20 protein-coding genes and 1 tRNA gene are annotated in these 25,178 nt (G+C 33.3%); 14 read left to right on the top strand and 7 right to left on the bottom strand.

What is annotated here, in order from left to right; translation table 11 throughout:
- The first annotated feature begins 5 nt into the window (after nt 1-5).
- The 5 genes from DG435_RS04160 (at nt 6) to DG435_RS04140 (ending at nt 10,701) form a co-directional block, all read left to right on the top strand.
- The gene (locus DG435_RS04160; RefSeq protein ID WP_159025529.1) at nt 6-6,008 is read left to right on the top strand and encodes a hypothetical protein; all 6,003 of its coding nucleotides are present in this window, start codon (nt 6-8) and stop codon (nt 6,006-6,008) included.
- Nucleotides 6,005-6,487, top strand: coding sequence for a hypothetical protein (locus tag DG435_RS04155; RefSeq protein ID WP_106792141.1), 483 nt, complete (start codon nt 6,005-6,007; stop codon nt 6,485-6,487). The genes DG435_RS04160 and DG435_RS04155 overlap by 4 nt, the downstream gene beginning before the upstream one ends.
- A 276-nt stretch (nt 6,488-6,763) precedes the next feature.
- Nucleotides 6,764-9,145 carry a hypothetical protein gene (locus DG435_RS04150; protein ID WP_234387075.1) on the top strand — a complete coding sequence of 794 codons (2,382 nt, stop codon included), beginning with the start codon at nt 6,764-6,766 and terminating at the stop codon, nt 9,143-9,145.
- Between the two features lie 152 nt (nt 9,146-9,297).
- Nucleotides 9,298-9,762, top strand: coding sequence for a DUF3291 domain-containing protein (locus DG435_RS04145; protein ID WP_106792142.1), 465 nt, complete (start codon nt 9,298-9,300; stop codon nt 9,760-9,762).
- A 54-nt stretch (nt 9,763-9,816) separates the two neighbouring features.
- Nucleotides 9,817-10,701 (top strand): AraC family transcriptional regulator, encoded by an 885-nt coding sequence (locus DG435_RS04140; protein WP_106792143.1) that lies wholly within the window; start codon nt 9,817-9,819, stop codon nt 10,699-10,701.
- 81 nt (nt 10,702-10,782) lie between these two features.
- On the opposite strand, the gene DG435_RS04135 is transcribed toward DG435_RS04140, so the two are convergent.
- Together DG435_RS04135 and DG435_RS04130 are read right to left on the bottom strand one after the other, a co-directional pair.
- Nucleotides 10,783-11,355 (bottom strand): hypothetical protein, encoded by a 573-nt coding sequence (locus DG435_RS04135; RefSeq protein ID WP_106792144.1) that lies wholly within the window; start codon nt 11,353-11,355, stop codon nt 10,783-10,785.
- 62 nt (nt 11,356-11,417) lie between these two features.
- Nucleotides 11,418-11,491, bottom strand: a tRNA-Met gene (locus DG435_RS04130).
- 198 nt (nt 11,492-11,689) lie between these two features.
- On the opposite strand from DG435_RS04130, the gene DG435_RS04125 reads away from it, so the two are divergent.
- On the top strand, nt 11,690-12,082 hold the full coding sequence (locus DG435_RS04125) for an START-like domain-containing protein (protein ID WP_106792145.1): 393 nt from the start codon (nt 11,690-11,692) through the stop codon (nt 12,080-12,082).
- Between the two features lie 60 nt (nt 12,083-12,142).
- Nucleotides 12,143-12,991: an aminotransferase class IV gene (locus DG435_RS04120; protein ID WP_106792146.1), complete on the top strand. Its 849-nt coding sequence runs from the start codon at nt 12,143-12,145 to the stop codon at nt 12,989-12,991.
- Here DG435_RS04120 and DG435_RS04115 read toward each other — a convergent pair.
- From DG435_RS04115 to DG435_RS04095, 5 genes are all read right to left on the bottom strand, one after another.
- Complete coding sequence (locus DG435_RS04115) at nt 12,988-13,548, bottom strand: YqgE/AlgH family protein (protein ID WP_024769075.1); 561 nt, start codon at nt 13,546-13,548, stop codon at nt 12,988-12,990. The two genes, DG435_RS04120 and DG435_RS04115, sit on opposite strands and share 4 nt — an antisense overlap.
- A 133-nt stretch (nt 13,549-13,681) precedes the next feature.
- Nucleotides 13,682-13,954: an HU family DNA-binding protein gene (locus DG435_RS04110; protein ID WP_024769076.1), complete on the bottom strand. Its 273-nt coding sequence runs from the start codon at nt 13,952-13,954 to the stop codon at nt 13,682-13,684.
- 187 nt (nt 13,955-14,141) lie between these two features.
- Nucleotides 14,142-15,089 (bottom strand): methionyl-tRNA formyltransferase, encoded by a 948-nt coding sequence (gene fmt / locus DG435_RS04105; RefSeq protein ID WP_106792147.1) that lies wholly within the window; start codon nt 15,087-15,089, stop codon nt 14,142-14,144.
- Nucleotides 15,089-16,996 (bottom strand): ATP-dependent DNA helicase RecQ, encoded by a 1,908-nt coding sequence (locus DG435_RS04100; protein WP_106792148.1) that lies wholly within the window; start codon nt 16,994-16,996, stop codon nt 15,089-15,091. The genes fmt and DG435_RS04100 overlap by 1 nt, the downstream gene beginning before the upstream one ends.
- A gap of 1 nt (nt 16,997) precedes the next feature.
- Entirely contained in the window at nt 16,998-17,555 is a 558-nt protein-coding gene (locus tag DG435_RS04095) for an AAA family ATPase (RefSeq protein WP_106792149.1), read from the bottom strand.
- Nucleotides 17,556-17,921: 366 nt separating this feature from the next.
- On the opposite strand from DG435_RS04095, the gene DG435_RS04090 reads away from it, so the two are divergent.
- From DG435_RS04090 to DG435_RS04060, 7 genes are all read left to right on the top strand, one after another.
- A complete protein-coding gene (locus tag DG435_RS04090) occupies nt 17,922-19,214 on the top strand; it encodes a PepSY domain-containing protein (RefSeq protein WP_159025530.1) in 1,293 nt (430 codons plus the stop codon).
- A gap of 280 nt (nt 19,215-19,494) precedes the next feature.
- Complete coding sequence (locus DG435_RS04085; RefSeq protein ID WP_106792151.1) at nt 19,495-19,956, top strand: (2Fe-2S)-binding protein; 462 nt, start codon at nt 19,495-19,497, stop codon at nt 19,954-19,956.
- A gap of 20 nt (nt 19,957-19,976) precedes the next feature.
- A complete protein-coding gene (locus DG435_RS04080) occupies nt 19,977-22,142 on the top strand; it encodes a xanthine dehydrogenase family protein molybdopterin-binding subunit (RefSeq protein WP_106792152.1) in 2,166 nt (721 codons plus the stop codon).
- Nucleotides 22,143-22,149: 7 nt separating this feature from the next.
- Complete coding sequence (locus DG435_RS04075; protein WP_106792153.1) at nt 22,150-23,205, top strand: XdhC family protein; 1,056 nt, start codon at nt 22,150-22,152, stop codon at nt 23,203-23,205.
- Entirely contained in the window at nt 23,183-23,800 is a 618-nt protein-coding gene (locus DG435_RS04070; RefSeq protein WP_106792154.1) for an NTP transferase domain-containing protein, read from the top strand. The genes DG435_RS04075 and DG435_RS04070 overlap by 23 nt, the downstream gene beginning before the upstream one ends.
- Nucleotides 23,801-23,887: 87 nt before the next feature.
- Nucleotides 23,888-24,172, top strand: a complete 285-nt coding sequence (locus tag DG435_RS04065; RefSeq protein ID WP_106792155.1) for a DUF493 family protein — start codon at nt 23,888-23,890, stop codon at nt 24,170-24,172.
- 325 nt (nt 24,173-24,497) lie between these two features.
- Complete coding sequence (locus tag DG435_RS04060) at nt 24,498-25,154, top strand: DUF4290 domain-containing protein (protein WP_106792156.1); 657 nt, start codon at nt 24,498-24,500, stop codon at nt 25,152-25,154.
- Nucleotides 25,155-25,178 lie beyond the last annotated feature (24 nt).

Genomic DNA, 25,178 nt, shown 5'->3' with positions numbered 1-25,178 from the left:
TTAAAATGAGTATAAGTATAATAAATAGGATAAAGGATTCAGCTATGCTTAAAAAACACAGATATTATATTTTACTAGTGATGTTCCTGTTTTCTTGTGCATTACAAGCACAGGTTTTTCCGGTAAATGTTACTCCTCAAATAGTACCCCCATATAGTTTAAAACTATCAGAGTATAATACAGCCTCATCAGATAAATTAATACTTAATTTACTACTAACCGATATAACAGAATCGAATAGGCAAGTGCGTTTAAAATTCTTTGTAGAAAATAATGCAGGTTTGTCTATCCAAAGTAATGATGTAGTGATCGGAGCTAATCCGATTTTTCTGGATGGAGGGATACCATTACGATTAACGAATTTAGATTTACAACCTTATTTTGCCCTTCAGAATTTAAGAGGAATTAACCCGCAGCAATATAGTGTGCCTTTACCAGAAGGCTTGTATCGTTTTTGTTTTGAAGTATTTGATGCGCAATCGGGACAACAGATTTCTCGGAAAAGCTGTGCTACAGTTTATCTAGTTCTTAATGATCCACCATTTTTAAATCTACCTAATCGAGGAGAACAAGTATTGATGCGAGATCCACAAAACATTATTTTTCAGTGGACTCCTAGGCATCTTAATGCTACAAATGTAGAATATGAGTTTACATTGGCTGAGCTTTGGGATAATCAAATGGATCCGCAAGCTGCATTTTTGGCTAGTCGACCATTGTATCAAACCAATACTTTTGCTACTACTTTATTATACGGACCTGCAGAAACTTCTTTACTGCCAGATAAAACATATGGATGGAGAGTACGAGCCATGATAAGTGACGGGATCAGTGAAACCTCTGTGTTTAAAAATGACGGATATAGTGAGATCTATTACTTTACCTATACCGGTAAATGTGCTGAGCCAGAATATATATTGGCAGAGGCAAAGAATACAACCAGCGAAAAGATTTTATGGCAAGGTGTAGATCACTTGAGATATAATGTACAATACCGTAAGAAGGATACAGAAAATGCGATTTGGTTTGAAGGAGGGACTATTAATGAGTATACAACTATTTATAACCTAGAACCGGGAACGACGTATGAGTTTAGAGTTGGAGGACAATGCCTGGATAATGAACCGTTTACTTATTCTCAAATCTATGAGTTTACTACCATACTGGCAGATGACAAAGAGTCAACTTATAACTGTGGTATTACTCCCGAGATTATTATTACCAACCAGGACCCTTTAGAAAGATTGGTTACAAATGAAGTATTTACTGCGGGAGATTTTCCGGTAACGGTAAAAGAAGTCAAAGGAGATAATGGCTCTTTTTCGGGATGGGGATATATTGTGGTTCCGTATTTACAGGATACCAAGTTAAAAGTGAGTTTTGATAATATTAGTATCAATACAGACTACCAACTTTTAGATGGGATTGTAGTAACAGACTATGATGAAAACTGGGAAGGAATTGAGTCTGGTAATGATGTGACAGAGGTCTTTGAAGGAGATAATGATCTAGAAGCTGTACAGCTTGATTATGATATAACGATTAATGATATTCGGGTAAATGATGATGGCACCATAACAGTTACAGATCCGGTAACAGGAGCAATTTCTAAGTATCCTGGTGGAGATGATGTGGTTATTATTGATAGTAATGGGGATGTATACCATGTTGACGAAGATGGTAACATTAGACAGGGAGAACCATTGGCAGATGGTGGAGGTGTTGATTCAGAAAACACTCCTGGAGTTGATGAAAATGGGGATGTTTCTCAACTTTCTGCAGAGGGTATCAAAGTAGAGTTTATAGCTGATAACGGTTATGCTTATGGGTTTGATGCAATACCAGATGGGCAGGAAAAACAATTAGGAAAGTATTATGATCAAATAAAGGATGTAAAAGGTAGGCCATATGTTATTATCAATAAGGCAGTAGGAAATGGAGCCTCAGATAAGGTAAAAGGAAAAGTAACTATTACCGATAGTAATTTATCTATTAATGATCTTGTTATTAAAACAGCTAATGGTGAAAATGTTAAGTATGAAGTATCCGGAAGTAATGAGATTACGTTAGAGCTTAAGGGATATTATGTATTTGAGCATGAAAATATATACGCTACCATACAGTCAAAAGATGATACAAAACAACAAACTATAGCAGGCGTATTTTCTCTTTGGCATTTATCCAAAAAAGACATTAATGTAACTATTATACCGGTTGATGGAGTGTCATTGCCTAGTGAGTCAGAACTTACATCAAAAATCAATACAATCTTTGGTAAAGCATCGGTTAATATTGACTTTACAATTGCTAGTAATTTTAAGGTAGATAAATCTCTTTACGGAGGGGATACAGTACAGATGGGAGATAGTGGTTTCTTTACCAACTATACAGAAGATCAAAATGCTATTATTAAGGCGTATAAATCAAGCAAAACTACTTCTCGTAAATCCTATTATCTTTTTGTGTTTGGCAGCAATATACAACCTAGCAGAAGTGACGTTGCTGGTTTTATGCCGATTAAACGACAATTTGGATTTATATTTAATGGTAATCTTTCAAAAGAAGAGGAAGGTAAAGATAATTTGGCGGGAACAATTTCTCATGAACTTGGCCATGGTGTTTTTGGATTAGAACACCCGTTTACAGAGCTGAATACATCAAAAGAAGCTACCAATTGGCTTATGGACTATGGTCATGGAGTAGAATTATCACATTTGGATTGGGTACAAATTCATAATCCTGATTTTAAATTATATCCATTTCAGGATGATGACGAGGGCGAGTTATTTTTTTCGGATGATGAATATGTAAATAAGATATTCCAAATTATACGATATGCGTATATGAATTCGGATGGAGATTACCTAAATATAGATACATCTGTTTTTGGAAAAACCGGAACCTTCAAAGGAACTTGGAAAGGTCATGATCTAAATGTATCAATAGATAAGGGACAATTTGAAGGAACTTCTACTTCGATTCCAAAGTATGTTAAAGAATTGGATAGTAAAAATAGAAAAAGCGAACGTAATAGTCTACAGTATAAAAATGTAGAAATTTTTACGATTATTCCCACATATAGACCTACAGCTGTAGTTGATCCGGTAGAGTTAAAAAAGCTAAAAGAATACTTATTTCCAAAAGATAAATCCCAAATAGAAAATGATATAAATGTAGGTTTTGAAATAAAAAAGAACATTACAGGAGGGGTGCGTTATGAATTAAACTTAAAGACAAAAGAAGAGGATCATATTTTTAAGTTTGAACATCACGATGAGGTAGAAAATTTTTGCAATGCCTTAAAAATTGAAAGAGAAAAAAGCCACTCCTTACCTTATGAATCAAAGTATTCTATACAAATAATAGATTATCTCATTGAAGAATATTTTCCTTCTAGCGGAATTTCTGAAAATACCGATTGCAATAAAATAGATACGTTTTTTTCTGAAATACCAACGACTTATTTGTCCTATAAACACGATGTTACATCTCTTGATAAAGATAAGTTATGGGTAGCATTAAAAATACTGTTAAGTTGTTCGGTTAATGATAAAGGAGTTTCTGAAGAGGATGCTGTAATCAATATTATAGAAGCTCTTGGTGAAGGAGATGAAACTACCTTTCTTAAAAATATAGATACCCAAGAGTTTGATAAAGAGAATGTATTTAGAAAATTGTATAGTAAACTCGATAACTGGGGTGGAGAAGATAATTTCACAAAGCTGATTAATGTTTTTTATAACATATGGAAAAAATCAGAATTTACTTCGCAACCTGTACATGATATACCATATACAAGTGATAAAGTAGGGGTGTTTTTCAGCAGTCCCTATGATGTTGATTTTGTAGAAAAAAACTCGGTTAAATTAACTAAAGAGGTCTATGGACCATATTATAGTGGTGATCCAAGAGATAAGCCTAAAATTGTTCATATAGGAACGCATCATATATATACTCCTATACGATTGATAAAATATGATAAAATAGCAAAACCTGGTTTTAATATTAAATCGGTAGCAGTACCAATGTTTATACTTAAAGCGATTGATGAAAACTATAGTACTAATAACATTGATCAAGGAGCAAACCTCGCTTTTGAAATAGCATTAACAGCTTCTGGTATTGGTAATATTGCGAAGCTAAGACATCTTAAAGATCTTGGTAAGCTTAAAAACCTTTTGGATGGATTAAAAGGAGTAGAAGCCATATTAAGTACAACCAATCTAATACTTAAATATTCTGATGCTTGTCCTAAACCCAACCCAACTACAGTCAATCAGCCGGGAGAGAAAAAAGAAATGACATATTGTGAGATGTTGGGGGCTCTTGGTGATGTATTAGGATTAGGAACCGGATTAGGCGATTTAGCAACGAGAAGTACCCAAATAGCTGAGTTATCCCGTAAACTAGAAAAGAAAATAGTAGAAAACCCTAAGCTAATCAAAGATGGAGCAGATAGAGCAACAATCCTTAAAGGACTAAAGCAAATTATTAGTGAGCTTGGTGATACTGTAGATTTAAGTGTACTTAAGAAGATTTATAATAATGGCACACTAAGAACGATACTTTATGATTTTGAGAATGTAAAACTGGGATTATCTACGATTGATGTTTTGCTAAAACATTCGGAAAAATGCGATACGGATGAAACATGTAAAGCGATAAAATTATATTTAGGCTTTATTCAACAAGGAATAAAAGCAAAAGACCTGGGATCAAAACTAAAGCAGCAAACAAGTGTTTTATTAGGTAAAATAAAAAGTGATCCAAAATTTCTTCAAGATAAGCCAGTAGAAAAGAAGAGATTAGTTGAAGGACTTGAGGTTGCAGAAGGTACTAGAATTCCTAAGCTTAAAACTGTTTTATCTGATTTACCCGAGAATAAACATCAAAATATTAAACGACTGTATGACAATGCATCACTGGCTAAAAAGGCCAGTCTTGAGAAATCATGGGAAATATTAGAACCTTTTAGAAATATACGTTTTGCAAACGATGGTAAAAACTTAGAGATTCTCGTCAAGACGCATAGTCGCTTTGTTTATAATAAAAAAGAATCATTTGAAGGGTTAAAGGCTCTTATGATAGAAGGATCTACTGCTAATAAACAAAAATTAATTGATGGGCTCGAAGAAGCAGATAAGATATTTGATTCTAAATTAGAGTTACCAATTAAGTTTTCTGGCATTAAAAAGGGAGAAGTAAAAGTAGTAGATAGCGAAAATACAGAAATAGCGCGTATAGATACGGAAGGAAACCTAATCAAGAAAAAATTCCTGGATGAAGCAGATGGAGCAGAAGTTGCAGGCAAATATAAAGAGCATGTAATTTTAAGAAAAGGAAAAGAGATTGGGTTTAAGAAAATGGATAATGCGAAATATGGCAGATCTACTATTAATTCAATTAATGGCTTTTCTGATAATGTAGCTTCAATTGTTGGTAAGCATGGAATAAGTGTAGAAAATTTTAAGAAAATCTACCAGAAAATGAAATATCATCAACTAAAACAAGATGATAAAGCTATAATAAGTGCTATTAGGAATTCGATTCCCATACCAGATGGGAATACAATACTTCAAAAAGTGATCTCCAAATCTGATATAGAAAAATATTTGGATGGAACTTATAATACAGTTGGTGGATTTATTACGGCTGCAAAAGATGCGAAACACTTAAAAACGTATGAGGATGTTTTCTATGGAATGAGACTTGATTATGAGAGTGAAAAAGGTCCAGTTTTTAAGTTGTCTGACGGTAGTTGCGGTATAATTAGATACAAAGTTAAAAACCCAAATTTGACGATACCTCAAGGATCGGGATTACCTTATCCATACACAGGGAACGGGTTTACATCTGGAAACCATGGTAGGCTAGGAGTTCCCGAATTGGAGTCTCCGCGTTACACACCTCAACATGGCGACCCTATGCTTATATTAATGTCAGATGGTTCTGAGAAATTAATAGCAAAATTTGATAAAGATAAAAACAAGTTTGTTTCTGTAGAATGATAATAAGACACGGAGAATATACAAATTATCATGGACATGAAATAAGGTTTCATGAAGTAAGACATGAAGCTCCAATTCCTTTTACTCATTTCATATTAATCTATGAAAATGAAAAAGAATGCCCAATTGATGAATTTGAGAAAAGTATTCATGGGGGATTTATAAAAATTATCAAAAAGGACGTATTAAAGAATGCGTTCGGGATTATAACCAAAGCTCTTTATAGAGGAATTGTATTTGAGGCTTATCATTATTTCGAGGATATAAGAAGTATTAGCTTAAAAACTTATGATAAAAAAATTGGTAAAGAGTTACCGTTTGTAAAGCTTATAGATTCTAAAGGAATGGAATATTATTCTGGTGAAATTAAACTCTCTGAAATAGAAAAAGTTTGGGAAGTAAGAACAAAATCGAAATATGATGTGCCAATGCCATCTGATATAGAAAAGGAGAAAATTATTTGGAAACCAATATGCTGATTCTTAGACGAGGTAAAAACGTAAATCCCTGAAAACCGTGAACTATTTTTCTTTTTTTAGGAGTAATATTGTAGTGTGATAATTCGACCTAAGACTACAATCAAAACCAAATAGAAGTCAAGTAGTATGGATCAAATTCTGGTTTTTGACAGATGAATAAAATATAAAATAGTGTACTTAAAAAGGAGAGAAAAATAATCTTATTCATGTTATAAGAGAATTGTGGGGAAATTTAATATAAAATCATTTTTGAGTATACCAACTAAAATAAAGTTTTTGAATAAGCTATTATTAGTGTTTTTGGTATTTCCTTTTTTCTCTATTGCACAAACACTCGATTATGAAACAATTACTCAAAGTAAACCTTTAAAAGTTAGTGGTCAGGTCTCTGCCAGCGGTGTGTATTATAGCTCTAATCAAAATAATAACAGAGAACCCTTTACCTATTTTTTGCAAGGAGCGCTTAACATTAATATTTATAGCTTTTCATTACCAATATCCTATAGTTTTTCGAATCAGGGAGAGAATCTGGGATATCAGCTTCCCTTTGATTTTAACCGTATTAGTTTACATCCCAAATATAAATGGGTTACTGGACATATCGGTAATATAAGTATGACCTTTTCTCCCTATACTTTAAGTGGTCATCAGTTTACGGGTGGAGGCATAGACCTTACTCCTCCGGGAGCTTTAAAAATAAGTGCTATGGGTGGTCGTTTGCTAAAAGCAGTAGAGGATAATGAAGATGCAAGAACTATCCCTTCATACAGTCGTATGGGATATGGACTAAAAACGAGTTTTGAAAAAGAGCGTTATAGAATAGGTGTTATTGGTTTTTATGCCAAGGATAACCCAACTTCTATTGATTCTATCCCCGAAGCCAAAGGTGTATTACCCCAGGAAAACCTGGTAGTAAGTATAGAAGGAGAAGTTAAATTAGGTAAAAGTTTTAGCCTTCAGGCCGAATATGCCTCTACAGCGATTACCAAAGATACCCGAGCCGAAGAGGCTGATAATTCGGATATCTCTCCGATAGCTAATTTTTTTAATAATCGAGCTTCTACAGAATATTATACAGCTATCAAAACACGTTTAGGTTATGGCGTAGGACGAGTAAACCTTGGTTTGGGATACGAACGTATTGAACCTGGTTATGAAACCCTTGGAGCGTATTATTTCAATAATGATTTTGAAAACATAACCTTAGATGCTTCTAATACGTTTTTTAAGGACAAATTAAGCTTAGTTCTTAATATTGGGTATCAAAGAGATGATCTGGATAACTTAAAAGCCAATAACACCAACCGTACGGTCGGATCATTAAATGCAACTCTTTCTGTATCAGATAGGTTGAATATTTCTGGTATGTACTCTAACTTTAGTACGTTTACTAATATCAAGCCTAATCAGTTTGATGAGATTAATGATGCCGATCTTTTAGATGAACAGATAGAGGAACTGGATTACAAGCAATTATCGCAAACAGCTACTTTAACGATTAACTATGTGCTTTCAGGAAAAAAGACCTCTCGCCAGAATCTAACGATGAATTATGCACTCAATGATGTCTCAAATGAACAAGGCGGTGTGGTTAGATTGGGAGATGCTTCTACTTTTCATAATATGAACCTTGGTCATACCATAGATTTTTCAGAAAGAAGCCTAAATATAAGCACATCAATTAATGGGACTTATAATACAATTGGAAGAGAAGAAGCAACGACCTGGGGTCCTACGGTAAGTGTCGGTAAGCGATATTTTAAAAAAACATTGAACACCCGACTTTCTGCTGGATATAATAGTTCTAGTAGTCTCACATCTAAAACAAATGTTACGAACCTACGAGGGGCGTTGACCTATACTTTAAAAGAAAGACACAATTTCAATCTTAATGCTGTACAATTATTTAGAAATGGTGGCAATACAGGTGGTTTAAGTGAATTTACAGCTACTTTTAGTTATAACTATGCATTTGGACTTAAGAAACCCAAAATCAATTTCAATAAGAAACCTAAAAAGCCGAAAGAAGTCAATGACTCTATTAAAATTCAGTATAGAAAATATCGTTATGAAGGACTCCCTACAGATATCACTCCAGAGTTATTAGCACTACCAGAGAAAGAAGGTTTTGCTCATCTTATCAAAGACAAAAGAGGTAAGTTAAGTGATCTTGGAGAACAACTTGTAGAAACCGAACAGAAGGATAAAAGAGTATACAAGGAGGTCGCCCTAAGTTACCTTAAAGCAATGAATCTTTATTTTGACTTTGCAGAGTTTTACAATGAAAAAATATATGAATCCTATTTAAAACTAGTTGGGGAAGCACAGGAGATTGACCGCCAGATACGGGATGAGTTTACAGTACTAAGTGGAAGGATCAATAGTGCAGAAGAAAAAAACCAGGAAGATCTGGATAGACAGAAGGTATTAGAGAAACGATATAAATCACATACCGAACTTTTACAATCTTTATTAAAATGGAATTTGAAACCAGGAGATATTGAATATCCAGAAGGAGATATAAAAACATTAAAAAGGCGTAATGCATCAAAAGTTTTCTCTATGTATCAAAATGATAAATCAGAAAAGGATATTGTGAAATTTATCGAAATACGATTGGCAGATGTATTTCATAAACTATTAAAAGAAGAAAACTAGTTTATGCTGATATTTGGTTCTCATTTTTATAACTCAAAGATAGAATTCTGTGAAAAGTACAGAAACAACCGTGATCCTTATATAAATATATAAACTGTCTATCTCTAATTTTGAATATTGAAACTGTAACAATGCAGTGAAAAATTAAAATTATGAGTAAAAAGTACATTGCAGAAATTAATATTGCCAAAATGAAAGCTCCGCTGGATTCACCTCTGCTAAAAGAATTTGTTGATTTTTTAGAGCCAATTAATAAGCTGGCCGATGAAAGCCCAGGGTTTGTATGGAGATTAAAAGATGATGATGGCAGTTCTGCCGCAAATATAGAATCCCCTTTAGAAGATGATATGATGCTTATTAATATGTCTGTTTGGGAAGATCTTAAATCTCTTAAAAACTTTGCCTATGGTACTGTACATAGCTATTTTGTGAGGGATGGTAGAAAATGGTTTGAAAGAATGAAAAGCCCTCATATGGTGCTATGGTGGGTAGATCGCGATCATGTACCAACAACAGAAGAAGCGTTGTCTAAATTGAAATATCTTGAAGAATATGGACCGACTTCTGATGCTTTTAATTTTAAAAAGACTTTTAATAGTATAGGTGAAGAAATTTAAGTTTATGATTTTATGTTTATATTGATGAGAATATAAAGCAATGAATCAAGATATATGATATCTGTAAAAGCAATGGATAAGATACCAAATTATCATTTGTATGGTAGTAAAGAAGGTGAGGTTGCCTCATTTTTTAATATGAGACGCCTGGAAGAATTATCTAATGATCTTAATACTACAGCGCATCATCCTCATCGACATTTTAATCTCTTTCAGATCATTTGGGTAACCCATGGGTGTGGAAGCATTTTGATAGATGAAAAAATGTATAAAATGGAGAAAGGAACACTATTTTATATTCATCCTGGGGTAGTTCATGCATGCGAAAATTCTAATGATTTTAAAGGGTTTGTATTGCATTTCTCTCCAGATGTTTTGTTATCACATACCAGAGCGAATACCAGTTTTGAAATTATAAATAGGACAATACATAATACATCTTTAGTCGTGCGAACCGATGAGAGGGAAAAAACGATTAGCAATAGCATTTCAGATCTATGGAAAGAATATACTAATGATTATGTTGAGAAAGATCAGATCATTAAAAATCATCTTAATATTTTGATGATCCAAATCCATCGACAGATGCATAATGATCAGAGTTTTGGAGATGGTACATCGGGTAATATGATTGTGAAGTCTTTTAAGAAGTTAATCGAACAAGAGTATAAAAAAGAAAGAAGCGTTAGCTATTATGCCTCATTATTACATATTACACCAACCTATCTAAACGATATAGTAAAGAAATCAACAGGAAAAACAGCAGGAGAATTGATTAGAGAACGCGTTGTTTTAGAGGCTAAGCGGCTTCTGATTTTTAGTAAACAAAGTATATCCGAGATTGCTTTTGAGTTACACTTCGAAGATTCTGCCTATTTCTGGAAGTTTTTCAAGAAATATGTATCAATTTCTCCAAAATCTTTTAGAGAAAAACATTAATTATTAATGGGATGTGTTTTCTGAAATGAGTAAATAAAAATTAGATTGACAAGAAGAAGAAATTAGTTACCGTATATGCTATCAACTAACTATCATCACAGTAACCTGAAAGATTTCACCGATAACCCCGAACAAAGCTAATATTAAACCGAATGCTCCCAAAGCTCTGCCATGAGCATATCGATCCAAATAATTCAAAATACGGGTAATGATTTTTAAAATAATCAATAGAATTGTTATCACTATAAAAGCAGCAAACATTAAAACACCTATACTCGAAAACACGATGCCCAACCATCCAACAAACCAAGCAAAATAGTCAAAGTAATTAAAGAAATTATCTTTAGGACGTTCATATAGGATGGGCACATACTTCCAGCAAACCCAAAAACATCCTAAAAATGCTATCGTAATAGAAAGATGCATTAAAACAGCAAGAGGCAACGATGTACCATCTTTGGGGCTACGCTTTTTAATGATGTTGAATAATCGATCAATTAAAATATCGATCCCTTTCTCAATACGGTCTGCTAGGGATGGCTTACGCACTTCAATAAATGCCAGAGCAAACCCAATAAGTTCCAAAGGAAGGCTTATGATCTGAACAATATCTGCATTATGATCGGTAAATATCCCCACAACATAAAAATACATTTTCTGAATTAAATAAAAAAAAGCTGACTTATATAAGTCAGCTTTTTTTTATTTAATTCTTGTAGCGAGAGGGGGGCACGATCCCCCGACCTCCGGGTTATGAATCCGATGCTCTAACCAACTGAGCTACCTCGCCATATTCCTTATTTTAGTATAAAAAAACCATTTAAAACAGCTTATTTTTATAGAACACTTTTTGTAGTACTCCTAAGGAGGGTGCAAATATAAAAACAAAATGGATTGACGCAAACAATAATGCATAATTAATTTTTTTTTCAATGTACTTTTAAAGTCGATAATTAATCTATATATTGGCTTACCAACAATTAATGATATGTCTGAAAAAATAAAATATGAACTTGAATTTGTGGTACAGTCGTCGCCGCAACTATTATATCAATATATATCTACTCCTTCTGGTCTCTCAGAGTGGTTTTCTGATAATGTAAACTCAAGAGGGGAGTTATTTACATTTATCTGGGATGATTCTGAAGAGGAAGCAAAACTTTTAAGCAAAAAAAGTGGTGAGCGAATAAAATTTAGATGGGTAGAAGATGAAAATGATGGAAATGATTATTTCTTTGAAATGCGTATTCAGGTTGATGAAATAACCAAAGACGTTTCTCTTATGGTTACTGATTACTCTGAAGATGATGAAATGGACGAAAATAAAATGTTATGGGATAATATGATAGGGAATCTAAAACAGGTATTAGGCTCAGCATAATTCTTCTTTTTATAATAAAAATCTATACCCCATAAACATTAAAATTTATGGGAATTTTTTATGGTTAATATCAACGGAAATTTACTAGAAGATCATAAAGCAGTATTGGCTATTGATAATAGAGGATATGCATATGGAGACGCTTTATTTGAAACGATCAGAGTTAATTCTGGATCTATTCTATTTTGGGAAGATCATTATTTTCGATTAATGGCTTCAATGCGTATTCTTAGAATGCAAATTCCTATGTCATTTACTCCAGAGTTCTTAGAAAAAGAAATCATTGATCTTGTCACTGCGAATGGGTTAACAAATTCTTCGGTAAGGATAAAATTAATGGTAAATAGAGTGTCTGGTGGGCTATATACGCCCACTTCTAACGATATCGAATATACTATATTGGTTTCTAAGTTAGAATCCAGTTTTTATACGATTCCTGATCAGAAGTATGAAGTTACTCTTTTTAAAGATCATTATGTCAATAAAGATATCCTATCTACTTTAAAATCAACGAATAAACTGGTTAATGTTGTTGGTGGAATTTTTGCTAAAGAAAATGGCTTTGATAATTGTTTGTTAATCAACTCTGATAAAATGATTATTGAAGCTTTAAATGGAAACTTATTTCTTGTAAAAGGCAATACAATAAAGACACCTCCAATAGTAGATGGGTGTCTAAAAGGGATACTAAGAACTCAGTTGATAAGAATTCTTGAGAAATTACCAGAATATCAAATAGAAGAAGCTTCTATTTCTCCTTTTGAGTTACAAAAAGCAGATGAATTATTTATTACTAATGTAATTACAGGAATTTTACCAATTACCAAGTTTAGGAAAAAGGAGTATACTTCTAAAACAAGTAAGAGATTATTAGGAATATTAAATACCAGAATAAGATTAGGGGATTAATTGTATGTGGGATTCTCTGGAGCATTAGACCAAAGGACATATTCTCCTCCTAGTTCTATCATTTTTTCTTTCCAAAAAGTATCACATGACTTTCCGAAAATATTCTTTTTGTAATTGTTTTCTACAATTACCCATGAGTTGGCTTCAAGTTCTTGATTAAGTTGCTTAGAATCCCAACCAGAATATCCTAAGAAAAACCTGATTTCATTTGGAGTGATTTTATCTTCAACAATAAGCTGGGAGACAATAGAGAAATCTCCTCCCCAATAAATACCGCCAGATATTTCTACACTGTTAGGAATTAAATCAGGTACTTTATGTATAAAGTACAGGTTATCTTGTTCAACTGGTCCACCATTATAAATCTTAAATTCTATTTCAATTTCTGGAACCAGATCAGCAAGAAAATACTCAAGTGGTTTGTTCATTATAAAGCCAATAGACCCTTGTTCACTATGATCAGCCAAAAGGACCACCGAACGGTTAAAAGACACATCTCCTATAATAGACGGCTCAGCGATTAATAAATGTCCTTTTGAAGGTTGTAGTGATATCATACTAACAATTTAACTTATCTTAAATCTAAATAATTATTTCTAATAATCAAAGTAGTTAGGAGTTTTTTGCCGAAAAATCATAAAAAAAACTCCCAAATTTGGGAGCTTTTAAATAATATCGAAAACGAACTGATTAGTTTACCGAACTTGATAAATCAGCACCAGCCTTAAACTTAACAACGTTTTTAGCAGCGATTTTAATAGTCTTACCAGTTTGTGGATTTCTACCTTCTCTTGCAGCTCTTCTAGAAACTGACCAAGATCCAAACCCTACTAAAGAAACACGTCCTCCTTTTTTAAGAGTACCTTCAACGTTTCCTAAGAAAGATTCTAAGGCTTTTTTAGCCGCTGCTTTAGTAATTCCAGCGTCAGCTGCCATTGCATCGATTAATTCTGTTTTGTTCATAATTCTGTTTTTAAATTAATTGTTGGTTAAACCAATCTTTTATGTTAAACGCTTTACAAATTTATACGGATTTATGATTCATGCAAGGATTGGCCCAGTAAATACAGGGATTTGTTGATAACTCAATGCGATTGTTAATAACCAATGTTGTTTTAGATAGATTTTTAAACCCTATATTACATAGGGGTTAACACATTTTTGCATCTCTATAAAAAACATAACCATTCAATAATGCTTTTGACTCCATTGCTTTTTTACCAGGGAGTTGAAGTTTTTTCAATATAATGTATCCTTTTTTTACTGCAATCTTGATTGTCGAATCTTCAATAATAATTTTACCTATATCATATGTATGAGCTTCTTCAATAGGTTGAGCATTGTATATTTTTATTTTTTCAGACACTCCTTTATTGTACAATTCACACCAGGCAGCAGGATAGGGGCTTAGTCCTCTAATCAGATTATGAATAGTATATATATCCTCTTCCCAATTAATTCTGGTGTTCTCTCGATTTAATTTATATGCTGTTTTAAAAGCACTGTCTTTTGGTTGCGGGCTTACCGTTACCGAATCATTTTCTATTGCTTGTATAGTCTCTAATACCAGATCAGCACCTTTCTCCATTAATTTATCATGTAGTACTCCTGCAGTATCAGCATTTTTTATTTCAACTTCTTTCTGAAAAATAAGATGACCGGTATCTATTTTTTCATCAATAAAAAAAGTAGTAATTCCTGTTTTTTGCTCTCCATTAATAACAGCCCAGTTAATTGGTGCTGCACCTCTATAATCAGGAAGAAGAGATGCGTGTAAATTAAAAGTTCCATATTCGGGCATACTCCAAACTATTTCCGGAAGCATTCTAAATGCAACGACGATATTAAGATTAGCATCCAAAGCTTTTAACTCTTCAATAAAATGCTCATCTTTTAGGTTTGTTGGCTGAAGAACATTTAGATTTTTGGATAACGCATATTCTTTAACAGCAGATGCTTTAAGTTTTCTACCTCTTCCCGCCGGTTTATCGGGTGCAGTAATAACACCAACTACAGTATACTTGTTTTCTATTATTGTTTTTAAGGTCTCAACGGCAAAATCCGGTGTCCCCATAAACAGGATTCGTAAGTCTCTCATTATTTTTGTACTAATTGATAGTGGTTATCGTGATTGATCCTTATAATTTGGTGCTCGTTCATTTCCCGCAATACTTGTAATGCTAATTTTTCGGGATATGCTAACTGTGTCAGTAAATCTCTTGAAGATAAGTTTTTTCTTTCTAAAAGCCTTATAATATCTTCTTGTATTTTATAGAGATCTGCTGAAGTAGAATTACTCTTTTTAGTGATACAAAAACTACAGATACCACAATCTGTAGTATCTTTTTCTCCAAAATAATGAAGTAGTTGCCTGCTTTTACATTCAGTATTATTTCCTGTAAATCTTAATATCGATTCTACCTTCTTTATTTTTGAAGTATTTTGTTTTATTAGATGGTGTTTAATGCGATTGATTGTATGGTCATCTTCCCGTGGTAATAAGAAGATAATTTCTGCATCAGAAATTTTGTATATAAACTCCAGTAATTCGGCTTCTTGTAGTTTATTTAATACATTAACTATTTCTGCTTCGGGTTTCCCTACTTTTGAAGCAATCAAAGGCAGGTTAATTGTTACCTTTTCATCAAAGATACCGCCGTAAGTTCTAAGAATAGCTTTGGTAATTAGTTGATATTCTATATTATTTTCTAGAAATTCTAAAAGATGATTTCCTGTTGTAAGAATATAAACACTACTTTTTTTGGTAAATCGTTGTGTAAACCTAATTACACCGCAGCGGTCCAAAAATTGCAGCGTATTGTAGGCAATAAGCGTATTTAACTCATAAGTTTTACAAAACGTATTGAATTCAAAATTATGAACAGTTTGCTCACCTTCACCATATGATATTTGAAAATAATTACACAGTCTTCGATACACTAGTTTTACTTCATCTACATCGGGTAATACTTTTATAAATTGATTGTGTAATCTTTGATTATCATTTGTGTTTTTTAAAAGATAGGCAAAAGATTGCTTGCCGTCACGACCCGCTCTTCCTGCTTCCTGAAAATAACTTTCTATACTTTCTGGGGTTGTATAATGAATCACTGTCCGCACATTGGGTTTATCAATTCCCATTCCAAAGGCGTTTGTGGCAACCATTACTCTAATTTCTTCTTTTAACCATTGGTTAAATCGTTTAGTTTTTTCTTGTGCATCCACACCACCATGATAATATGTTGCCAAATATCCACTTGCATTAAGAAAATCACTTAATTCAACCGCAGATTTTCTATTTCGTACATAAACGATCGATGTTCCCGGGTATTTATCTAAAATCTGAGTGAGTTTATAATTTTTATCGATTACATTTTCTACCCTGTATCCCAGATTAGGCCTAAAAAATGATTGCTTAAATATTTTGGGTTGAAAAAGATCCAGTTCTACTACAATATCATCTACTACTTCTTTGGTGGCAGAAGCGGTTAATGCAATTACAGGTACAGAAGGATGTATTTTTCTTAGTACTTCTATTTTTTTGTAAGATGGCCTAAAATCATTTCCCCATTGTGAAATACAATGAGCCTCGTCTACTGCAATAAGATTAATATTCATTTGCTTTAATCGCTCTTGCACAATGTCTTGTTGAAGACGTTCTGGCGAAAGATAAAGGAACTTATAATTGCCATAAATACAATTATCAAGCAAAGTATCTAATTCTGAATATTTAATACCACTAGGCAGAGCAATTGCTTTTATATTTTTTTGCTGAAGATGTAATACCTGATCTTGCATTAATGCAATTAATGGCGAAATAACAATGCAGATACCTTCCATTATTAGAGCAGGCACCTGAAAACAAATTGATTTTCCTCCACCTGTAGGTAGCAATGCAAAAGTATCTTCTCCTTCCAATACCGAAGCTATAATCTCTTCTTGTAATGGCTTAAAGCTATCGTGTTTCCAATACTGCTGTAATATTTTAAGAGGAGACTTTAGCAAATTATTTTATGTTTTTGAGGATAAAATCATAACGTTCCTGTACAGTTCCGAAAGGTACTTCAAAACAATCATAACCTAATTGATTATAAATTTCTAACAGATGATGATGAATTTCCTTTGCTTGTTCGAAACTCTCATAGCGTTCATTGTCGGATACATAAATATCTTCCCATGGAGGTAGTAGAAACACCTGATCATACATATGCTTTTTACAAGCATTTATAAAATCATCACTATAGGACTGGTCAAAATAGTTCATATAGGCCAAAACATCTGGTATGCCTCTATCATAAAATGTGAGATCTTCTTTCTGGGATATGGCATCTTTAAATTGATCGACTCTTCCGTTAAGTATTTGTGTGTTAAATTGATAAGGATCAGAAACAGAAATTATGGGATTAGAAACAATAGCTTTAGAATCATCACTTTTTAAAGCTTCTTGAGTCATACTTCGTATAATCTCATGAAAACAGAAAAATTTTGCTTCTTCAAGTTTATGGATAACTGAGGTTTTTCCTGTTCCTGGTGCTCCGGTAATTACAATTCTTTTCTTTGTCAAAGGAATAATTTTGGTGCAAATTTCGTAATTATAAAAGGATTTTGAAAAGAAGTTGTTTAAAGTTTTTATATTCTAACAAACAGAAACAATTTGGTGTATGTATGGTAATTGCTAAAATCAAATAGATAAAATTATATTTTACATGTATTGGGATAAAACCGATCGTTATTTTCTCTCAATAACATCTACACCCCGATGAAATGCAAATATTGAGTTTTTAACAGGATATCGAAATGGATATTCAATTTGAAGGAGTAATCAAGTCATTCAGCAAAAAGATTTTATGTAGAGAGCATGATTGTTTTACTTTAACGATAAAAGGCATTAGAACGTGTAATACAGTATGTATTTAAGAATTTAAAAGAAGTGAAAAAGAAGTTGTTTTTGATACATAGGTGGATTGGTAATCAATTAGGTATACTCTTTTTTATAATTTGTTTTTCTGGAACAATCTCTACTATTAGTCATGAGTTAGATTGGTTAATTCAATCAAATTATAGAGCTACACCACAATCAACTTTTGTCTCAAGAAATGTTATTTTAAATAATTTTGCAATGACATTTCCAAAAGCCAAAATCACCTATTGGATACGACATGATGAACCTTACCTATGCGATTTGTTGTATAAAGAAGAGAATAATAAGCTTTCGTTTGTATTTGCAAACCCTTATACAGGAGAGATTCAGGGAGAGACTAGTCTTACGGCTCAACTTTATCTAAGGGATTTACATTATTATCTCTTTATACCTTTTCAAATAGGAAATTACATTGTCTTACTTTTTGGATTTCTCATACTTGTTTCGGTAATTTCTGCTCTTTATTTTTATAAATCCTGGTGGAAAAAACTTTTTACACTTGATATAAAAAAAGGGTCAAATAAATTTAGTAGAAGTTTACATCGGTTAGTTGGTTTATGGACTATTCCTTTTATTTTTCTTATTGTGATCATTAGTAGCTGGTATTTTGCTGAACGTGCAAATATTGCGGGAATGAAACCAATGGTAAACCCTAAACATATAAAATTAGATATTCTTAATTATCAAAAAGAGGAGAAGAGTTCGTTTCCCTTTACTATAGATTATGATAAGGCAGTTAAGATTGCAGAAGAGGCTATTCCTCATCTTAAAGTAAAAAATATTTCTCCTGCTATTGATTCTACCGAAACAATATATTTAATGGGAAATAGTAATATTCCATTAGTTAGGCAAAGAGCAAACCGTGTGTATATCAATCCGTATAATTATAAAGTAGAACATATACAAAGCGCAGCAACTAGTACTACTATTATGTGGATTAATGATATTGTAGATCCTTTGCACTTCGGGTATTGGGGCGGGATAACAACTAAAATAATTTGGTTCATTTTTGGGCTTTTTATTTCGATTTTAATACTTTCTGGTATCTATATTTCTTTAAAAAGAAAGGCTCGGTTAAAACAGAATGGTATGATTGAAAAGATATCTGTAAACGCTATAAATACGATAATTACTAGCTGTTTGTTTTACTTTATGCTAAAACGATTACAGACAAGATACGAAGCTACTATTTTGGCTCATTGTGTAATCGTTATTTTCTGGACAGCAGTATTTGCTTTGTTATATTATTTATTAGTTTTTAAAATAAGAAAAACGAGAAGTGTAGAAAATAAAATTAATTAGGACGCTCCATATCGTGTTATAAAATACAGTTAGTAAATGCTAAATCGAAAATTGATGGATTTTAATAGACTAAATTTTATATATAGAATGATATAGTATATATGCCGTATTAATAAGAAGCGAATATTATGTATATAAATTGATTTTCAGGAATCATAATTATTTGTAATGATCTGTTAAAGTTGAATCAACAAAGTGAATTTTTAGTAACTTCAATAGCAATTGATATGCATTTGCTTTATTTAGACTAGTTAAACACGAATTTTAAAAACTAAAACTCATGCCTGTTTATAATTTAAAAATTAACGGTCAATCTCATAATGTTGAGGCAGACCAGGATACCCCTCTTTTATGGGTGTTAAGAGATCATCTTGATATGGTAGGTACCAAATTTGGCTGTGGTATAGGTCAATGCGGTGCATGTACGATACATCTAGACGGCTCTGCTACCAGAAGTTGCTTACTTCAGGTTTCTATGGTAGAAAACATGGAAATTACTACGATCGAAGGCCTGTCTGAAGATGCCTCACATCCTGTTCAACAAGCTTGGAAAGAAGTAGATGTACCACAATGTGGGTATTGCCAGGCGGGACAAATGATGTCTGCCGCTGCTTTCTTAAAACAAAATGCAAACCCAAATAAATCAGAGATCAGGGATGCAATGAGTGGTAATATATGTAGGTGTGCATCTTACAACAGAATAGAAGAAGCTGTAGAAGTTGCTGCCAGTAAAATGAGTTAACCCATTTAAATTTTAAACGTATGAAAAATAATGCATCACCTTCATTCGGTAGAAGGTCATTTATAAAAACATCGGCATTGGCTGGTGGCGGAATGTTAATTGGGTTTAATTTATTTCAGGCATGTAAACCTGAAGCAACACCACCCGTTGATATACCTATTGATATTTCTCAATTAAACTTTAATGATTTTAATGCTTTTATCAAGATAGCTGATAATGGAATGGTAACTATCTTCTCTCCAAATCCAGAAATAGGCCAGGGGGTTAAGACTTCTATGCCTATGCTTATTGCAGAAGAACTTGATGTGTCATGGGATAATGTTCATGTAGCTCAAGGAGCATTGGATACCAAAAACTTTACAAGACAAGTGGCTGGAGGAAGCCAATCTCTTAGACAAGGGTGGGAACCACTACGCCAAACGGGAGCTACAGCTAGACAGATGTTAGTTAATGCAGCAGCAGCCAAATGGGGAGTAGATGCTTCAGAATGTAAAACGGAAAATGGAGTAATTATAAATGCCAATGGCGATAAACTTGGATATGGAGAAGTCGTTAAAGAAGCGGCAGCCCTTGAAGTACCAGAAAATATAACATTAAAAGATCCTAAAGATTTTAAAATCATAGGAAAAGATATTCCTAATGTAGATGTGGATAAGATCATTACCGGAAAGTCTCTTTACGGAATGGATTATAAAGAAGACGGAATGGCATATGTTTCGGTATTAAGACCTCCTGCTTTTGGTAAAAAACTGATTGATTTTGATGATACTGCTGTTAGAGCAATTTCGGGAGTACATGATGTGGTTAAGTTTGGAGATAAAATTGCAGTCTTAGCAAAGGATACCTGGACAGCAATGAAAGGAAAAAAAGCATTGAAAGCGAATTGGACTTCAGATTCAAAATTAGAAAACACAGAAGATCATGATAAAATATTGAAGGACCTCCTTAATGGTAAAGAGTTTAATACACTGCGCGCCGATGGGGATGTTAAAAAAGCATTTGCTCAGGCAGACCAGGTGATCGAGAGAACTTATGAGTCTCCGTTCTTACCTCATAATTGTATGGAGCCCATGAATTTCTTTGCAGATGTTACTCCAGAAAAAATTCGTTTGGTTGGACCTATACAAACACCAGCAGGTACAGCGCGTAGGGTTGCCAGTTTATTAGAACGCGACCCAGAAGACGTCTCTGTAGAAATGACCAGAATGGGAGGTGGTTTTGGAAGACGACTCTATGGGGATTTTGCTTTGGAAGCAGCAGAAATATCAAAAATTGCCCAAAAACCTGTCAAAGTAGTATACTCTAGAGAAGATGATATGTCTGCAGGGATATATCGTCCGGCAATAAAATATAAAATCAGTGCGTCAATTAAAGATGGTAAAATTAGTGGATATCATCTTAAGGAAGCTTCTGTAAATTCGAATATGTATGGGTTGATTCCTAATTTTTTCCCAGCTGGAGCTATTGAAAATTATCAGGTAGATGTTGCTAATTACAATAGTGAAATTACAACAGGAGCGTGGAGAGCCCCGTATACTAATTTCTTGTCTTTTGCAGAACAAAGCTTCTTTGATGAATTGGCCGAACTATTAGAAATTGATCGTATTCAACTTCGATTGGATTTACTACAGAAAGTAAAAGGAACTACAGACGATAGAATCCAGTATTCACCAGAACGATTAGAGAAAGTAATACAAGTAGCTGTAGATAAATCAGGATGGGGAAAAGCAAAAGAAGGAACTTATCAGGGGTTTAGTGCATATTATTGCCATAATACCCATGTTGCAGAGGTAGCAGATGTAGTGCTGGAGAATGATATTCCTGTAGTTAAAAAAGTTACTTGCGTGGTAGATTGCGGAATCGTTGTGAACCCGCTAGGAGCTAAAAACCAGATCGAAGGAGGAGTTATTGATGGTGTAGGCCACGCGATGTATGGTGATTTTTCATTTAAGGATGGAGTGCCGCAAGACAAGAATTTTAATACGTATCGTTTAATTCGTATTAATGAAACTCCTGTGGTTGAAACACATTTTGTAGAAAGTGATATTGCTCCAACAGGACTAGGAGAACCTACATTACCTCCTGCAGGAGCTGCTGTAGCAAATGCAATTAAGGCAGCAAAAGGAATACGATTGTATAAGCAACCTTTTATTAAACATATGAACTCCAAAGCGCCATTGGGATAGTACGCTTATGACACACGAATTCAAAGAAATAATAGAGTCTTATCATAAAGCCAAACAGCAGGGAATACCTGCTGTTATGGCTACTGTAGTAGATGTAGAAGGATCTTCTTATAGAAGACCAGGGGTTGGTATGCTAATTCTTCAAAATGGAAAAATGACAGGTGCTGTAAGTGGAGGATGTGTTGAAAAAGAAGTGCTACGACAATCACAATCTGTATTTGCATCTGGAGAATCAAAAATGATGACTTATGATGGTAAATATAGATTAGGTTGTGAAGGGTTATTATATATTTTGATTGAGACCTTTGATATTAGCTTTATAGGGATCGAGATCATACAGAAACATTTAAAATCCCGAGTACCATTTGAGATTACCTCCTGGTATTCTAAAAGAGATGAGGTAACTTCTACAATGGGATCGATTGTTCAATTTAAAGGAGGCCAGGCACTCTCTTTTTCGCAAGAAATAGAACCAGATAATAGCTTAGATGATTTTATGAGAGAAATACAACCTTGTTTCAGGTTGATAATTATAGGTACAGAACATGATGCTGTACAATTATGTCAGTTGGCATCGGCTACTGGATGGGAAGTAGCTATTGTTGGCTCTCCACAACATCTTAAGAGGTTAGAAGATTTTCCCGGAGCCAAAGAAGTGATACATAGTGCTCCAGAAGATTTAAGTATGGAACATATAGATGATCAGACAGCTATCGTTTTAATGTCTCATAATTTTGCTAAAGATTTATTATATCTCCAAGCGTTAAAAGAAACCAAACCGACGTATATTGGATTATTGGGACCAGCACAACGCAGAGAAAAATTATTATCTGCTTTTATAGAGTATTTTCCAGAGGTTACAGATAGATTTTTGGATACTGTTCATGGCCCTGCAGGTTTAAACCTGGGAGCAGAAACTCCTCAGGAAATTGCAATTTCTATAATTGCCGAAATATTATCTGTGATTAGAGGCCAAAACCCAATACCGTTACAGGAGAAGAAAGGAGCGATTCACGATGATCCTAAAAGGAAAAAAATAAATGTCATTTCTACCAAAACCTAAAATAGCACAACTTATCCTTGCAGCAGGTTCCTCTAGTCGAATGGGAGAACCAAAACAAGTATTACCATGGCATAACACTACATTAATTGGTCATGCAATACAAAAGGCACTATTAGTACAAGAAACAGCAATCTATGTGGTTTTGGGAGCACATTATGACACTATATATAAAGAGATTTGTCATTTTCCTGTTACAATACTCAGAAATACAAAATGGCAATCAGGAATGGGATCTACAATACGTTCTGGAGTTATGGCAATACAACAGGACAAATTACCGTATGATGGAATTTTGATTTCATTAGTAGATCAACCATTATTAGATACAATTCATTTTAATTCGTTAATTACTAAGTTTAGCGAAGAATCAAGTGCCATTATCGCCACAGATTTGGGTTCTGGTATTGGTGTTCCTGCAATTATTCCTTCTAAGTATTTCTACGAATTATCTCAATTACAAGCAGATTTTGGTGCACGATACCTTATTAAAAAACATATAGATAATATAAATACAGTTGATGCTATTGGTAAAGGAGTAGATATTGATACGATAGCACAATATACTGCTATGGTAAAAAGCAATTTTTCTTCTTAAAAAAGCAAAAGGAGTTTATATGTAACTTCGTTTTTATAAATCATAAGATGTATCTTTGGTCCAAATTTTGATTTGATAAATGATACTATGAAAGACCCTGAAGAGTTTTATAAAAAATTAAAAGAACAACTGGCAAATACATCACTTTGGCCAACTTCATATTTATATAAGTTTATTGTACCTACAAATACTGAAAAGATTGAGCAAATCGAAGCAATTTTTGATAACCTGGGTGCTGTAATTCATACAAAACAATCCAAAAATGGTAAGTATACCAGTGTATCTATCAATGTTAGAATGAAAAACCCTGATCAGGTAATTAATAAATATAAAGAAGTTGCTGAAAAAGTAGAGGGGGTAATTTCATTATAGTAACCACCTAAAAAAAAGATAGTATAACGTGTTAAAATGACAAATTCGCGGGGAAGTATAAAACTCGAGATGCGTTTAATACCTGTTTTTCTTTGTTAAATACCATTGATCAATAAATAAAATATAGTAATGACAGTAGCTTACTTATTTTATTTTAGTATTTTGCGAAACGAATTATAGAATAGTCCGAAAAGTAATCAATTGTCAAACTGAATCTAAAGAGGTTATACATAATTACTTATAAATAGTTTTCAAAGACTTATATTCACAACACTTTACATATTGATTTTTTAGGCTATCTCTACACAATTTTCACATACATTTTATGGATATATATAATATAGAATACAATACTGAGCGCGAAAAGCTCATCATTCCAGAATATGGTCGTCATATGCAGAAAATGATAAACCATACGGTTGCTATCGAAGATCGTGAAGAACGTAATAAGGTTGCCAAGTCTATTATAGCAGTAATGGGTAATTTACAGCCGCATTTACGAGATGTGCCAGAGTTTCAGCATAAGTTATGGGATCAGTTATTTATAATGAGTGATTTTAAATTAGATGTAGATACTCCTTTTCCTGTGTTGACTAAAGAAAAATTACAGGAAAGGCCAGAACCTCTTGAATATCCTCAGAATTTTCCGAAATATCGTTTTTATGGAAACAATATTAAACGAATGATTGATGTTGCAAATAGTTGGGAAGATGGCGATTTAAAAAATGCACTTACTTTAACAATTGCAAATCATATGAAAAAGTGCTATCTCAACTGGAATAAAGATACAGTAGAGGATAGTGCGATATTTAATCATCTTTATGAACTAAGTGATGGTAAAATAGATCTTAAAGGGAGTAATGAAAATCTTACAGATTCTTCAAACTTGATGAGAGGAAAAAAGAAAAAACATACGACAACAAATAGTAATAATAGTGGTAAAAAGAATTACCGAAACAACCGTGGTAAAAAACGCTATTAAAATTAATCAACTACCAAATTACTA

The organism is Aquimarina sp. Aq78 (genome assembly GCF_900299525.1).
In the GTDB taxonomy this organism is placed as follows: Bacteria; Bacteroidota; Bacteroidia; order Flavobacteriales; family Flavobacteriaceae; genus Aquimarina.
This window is presented reverse-complemented; position numbering and strand designations above follow the sequence as displayed.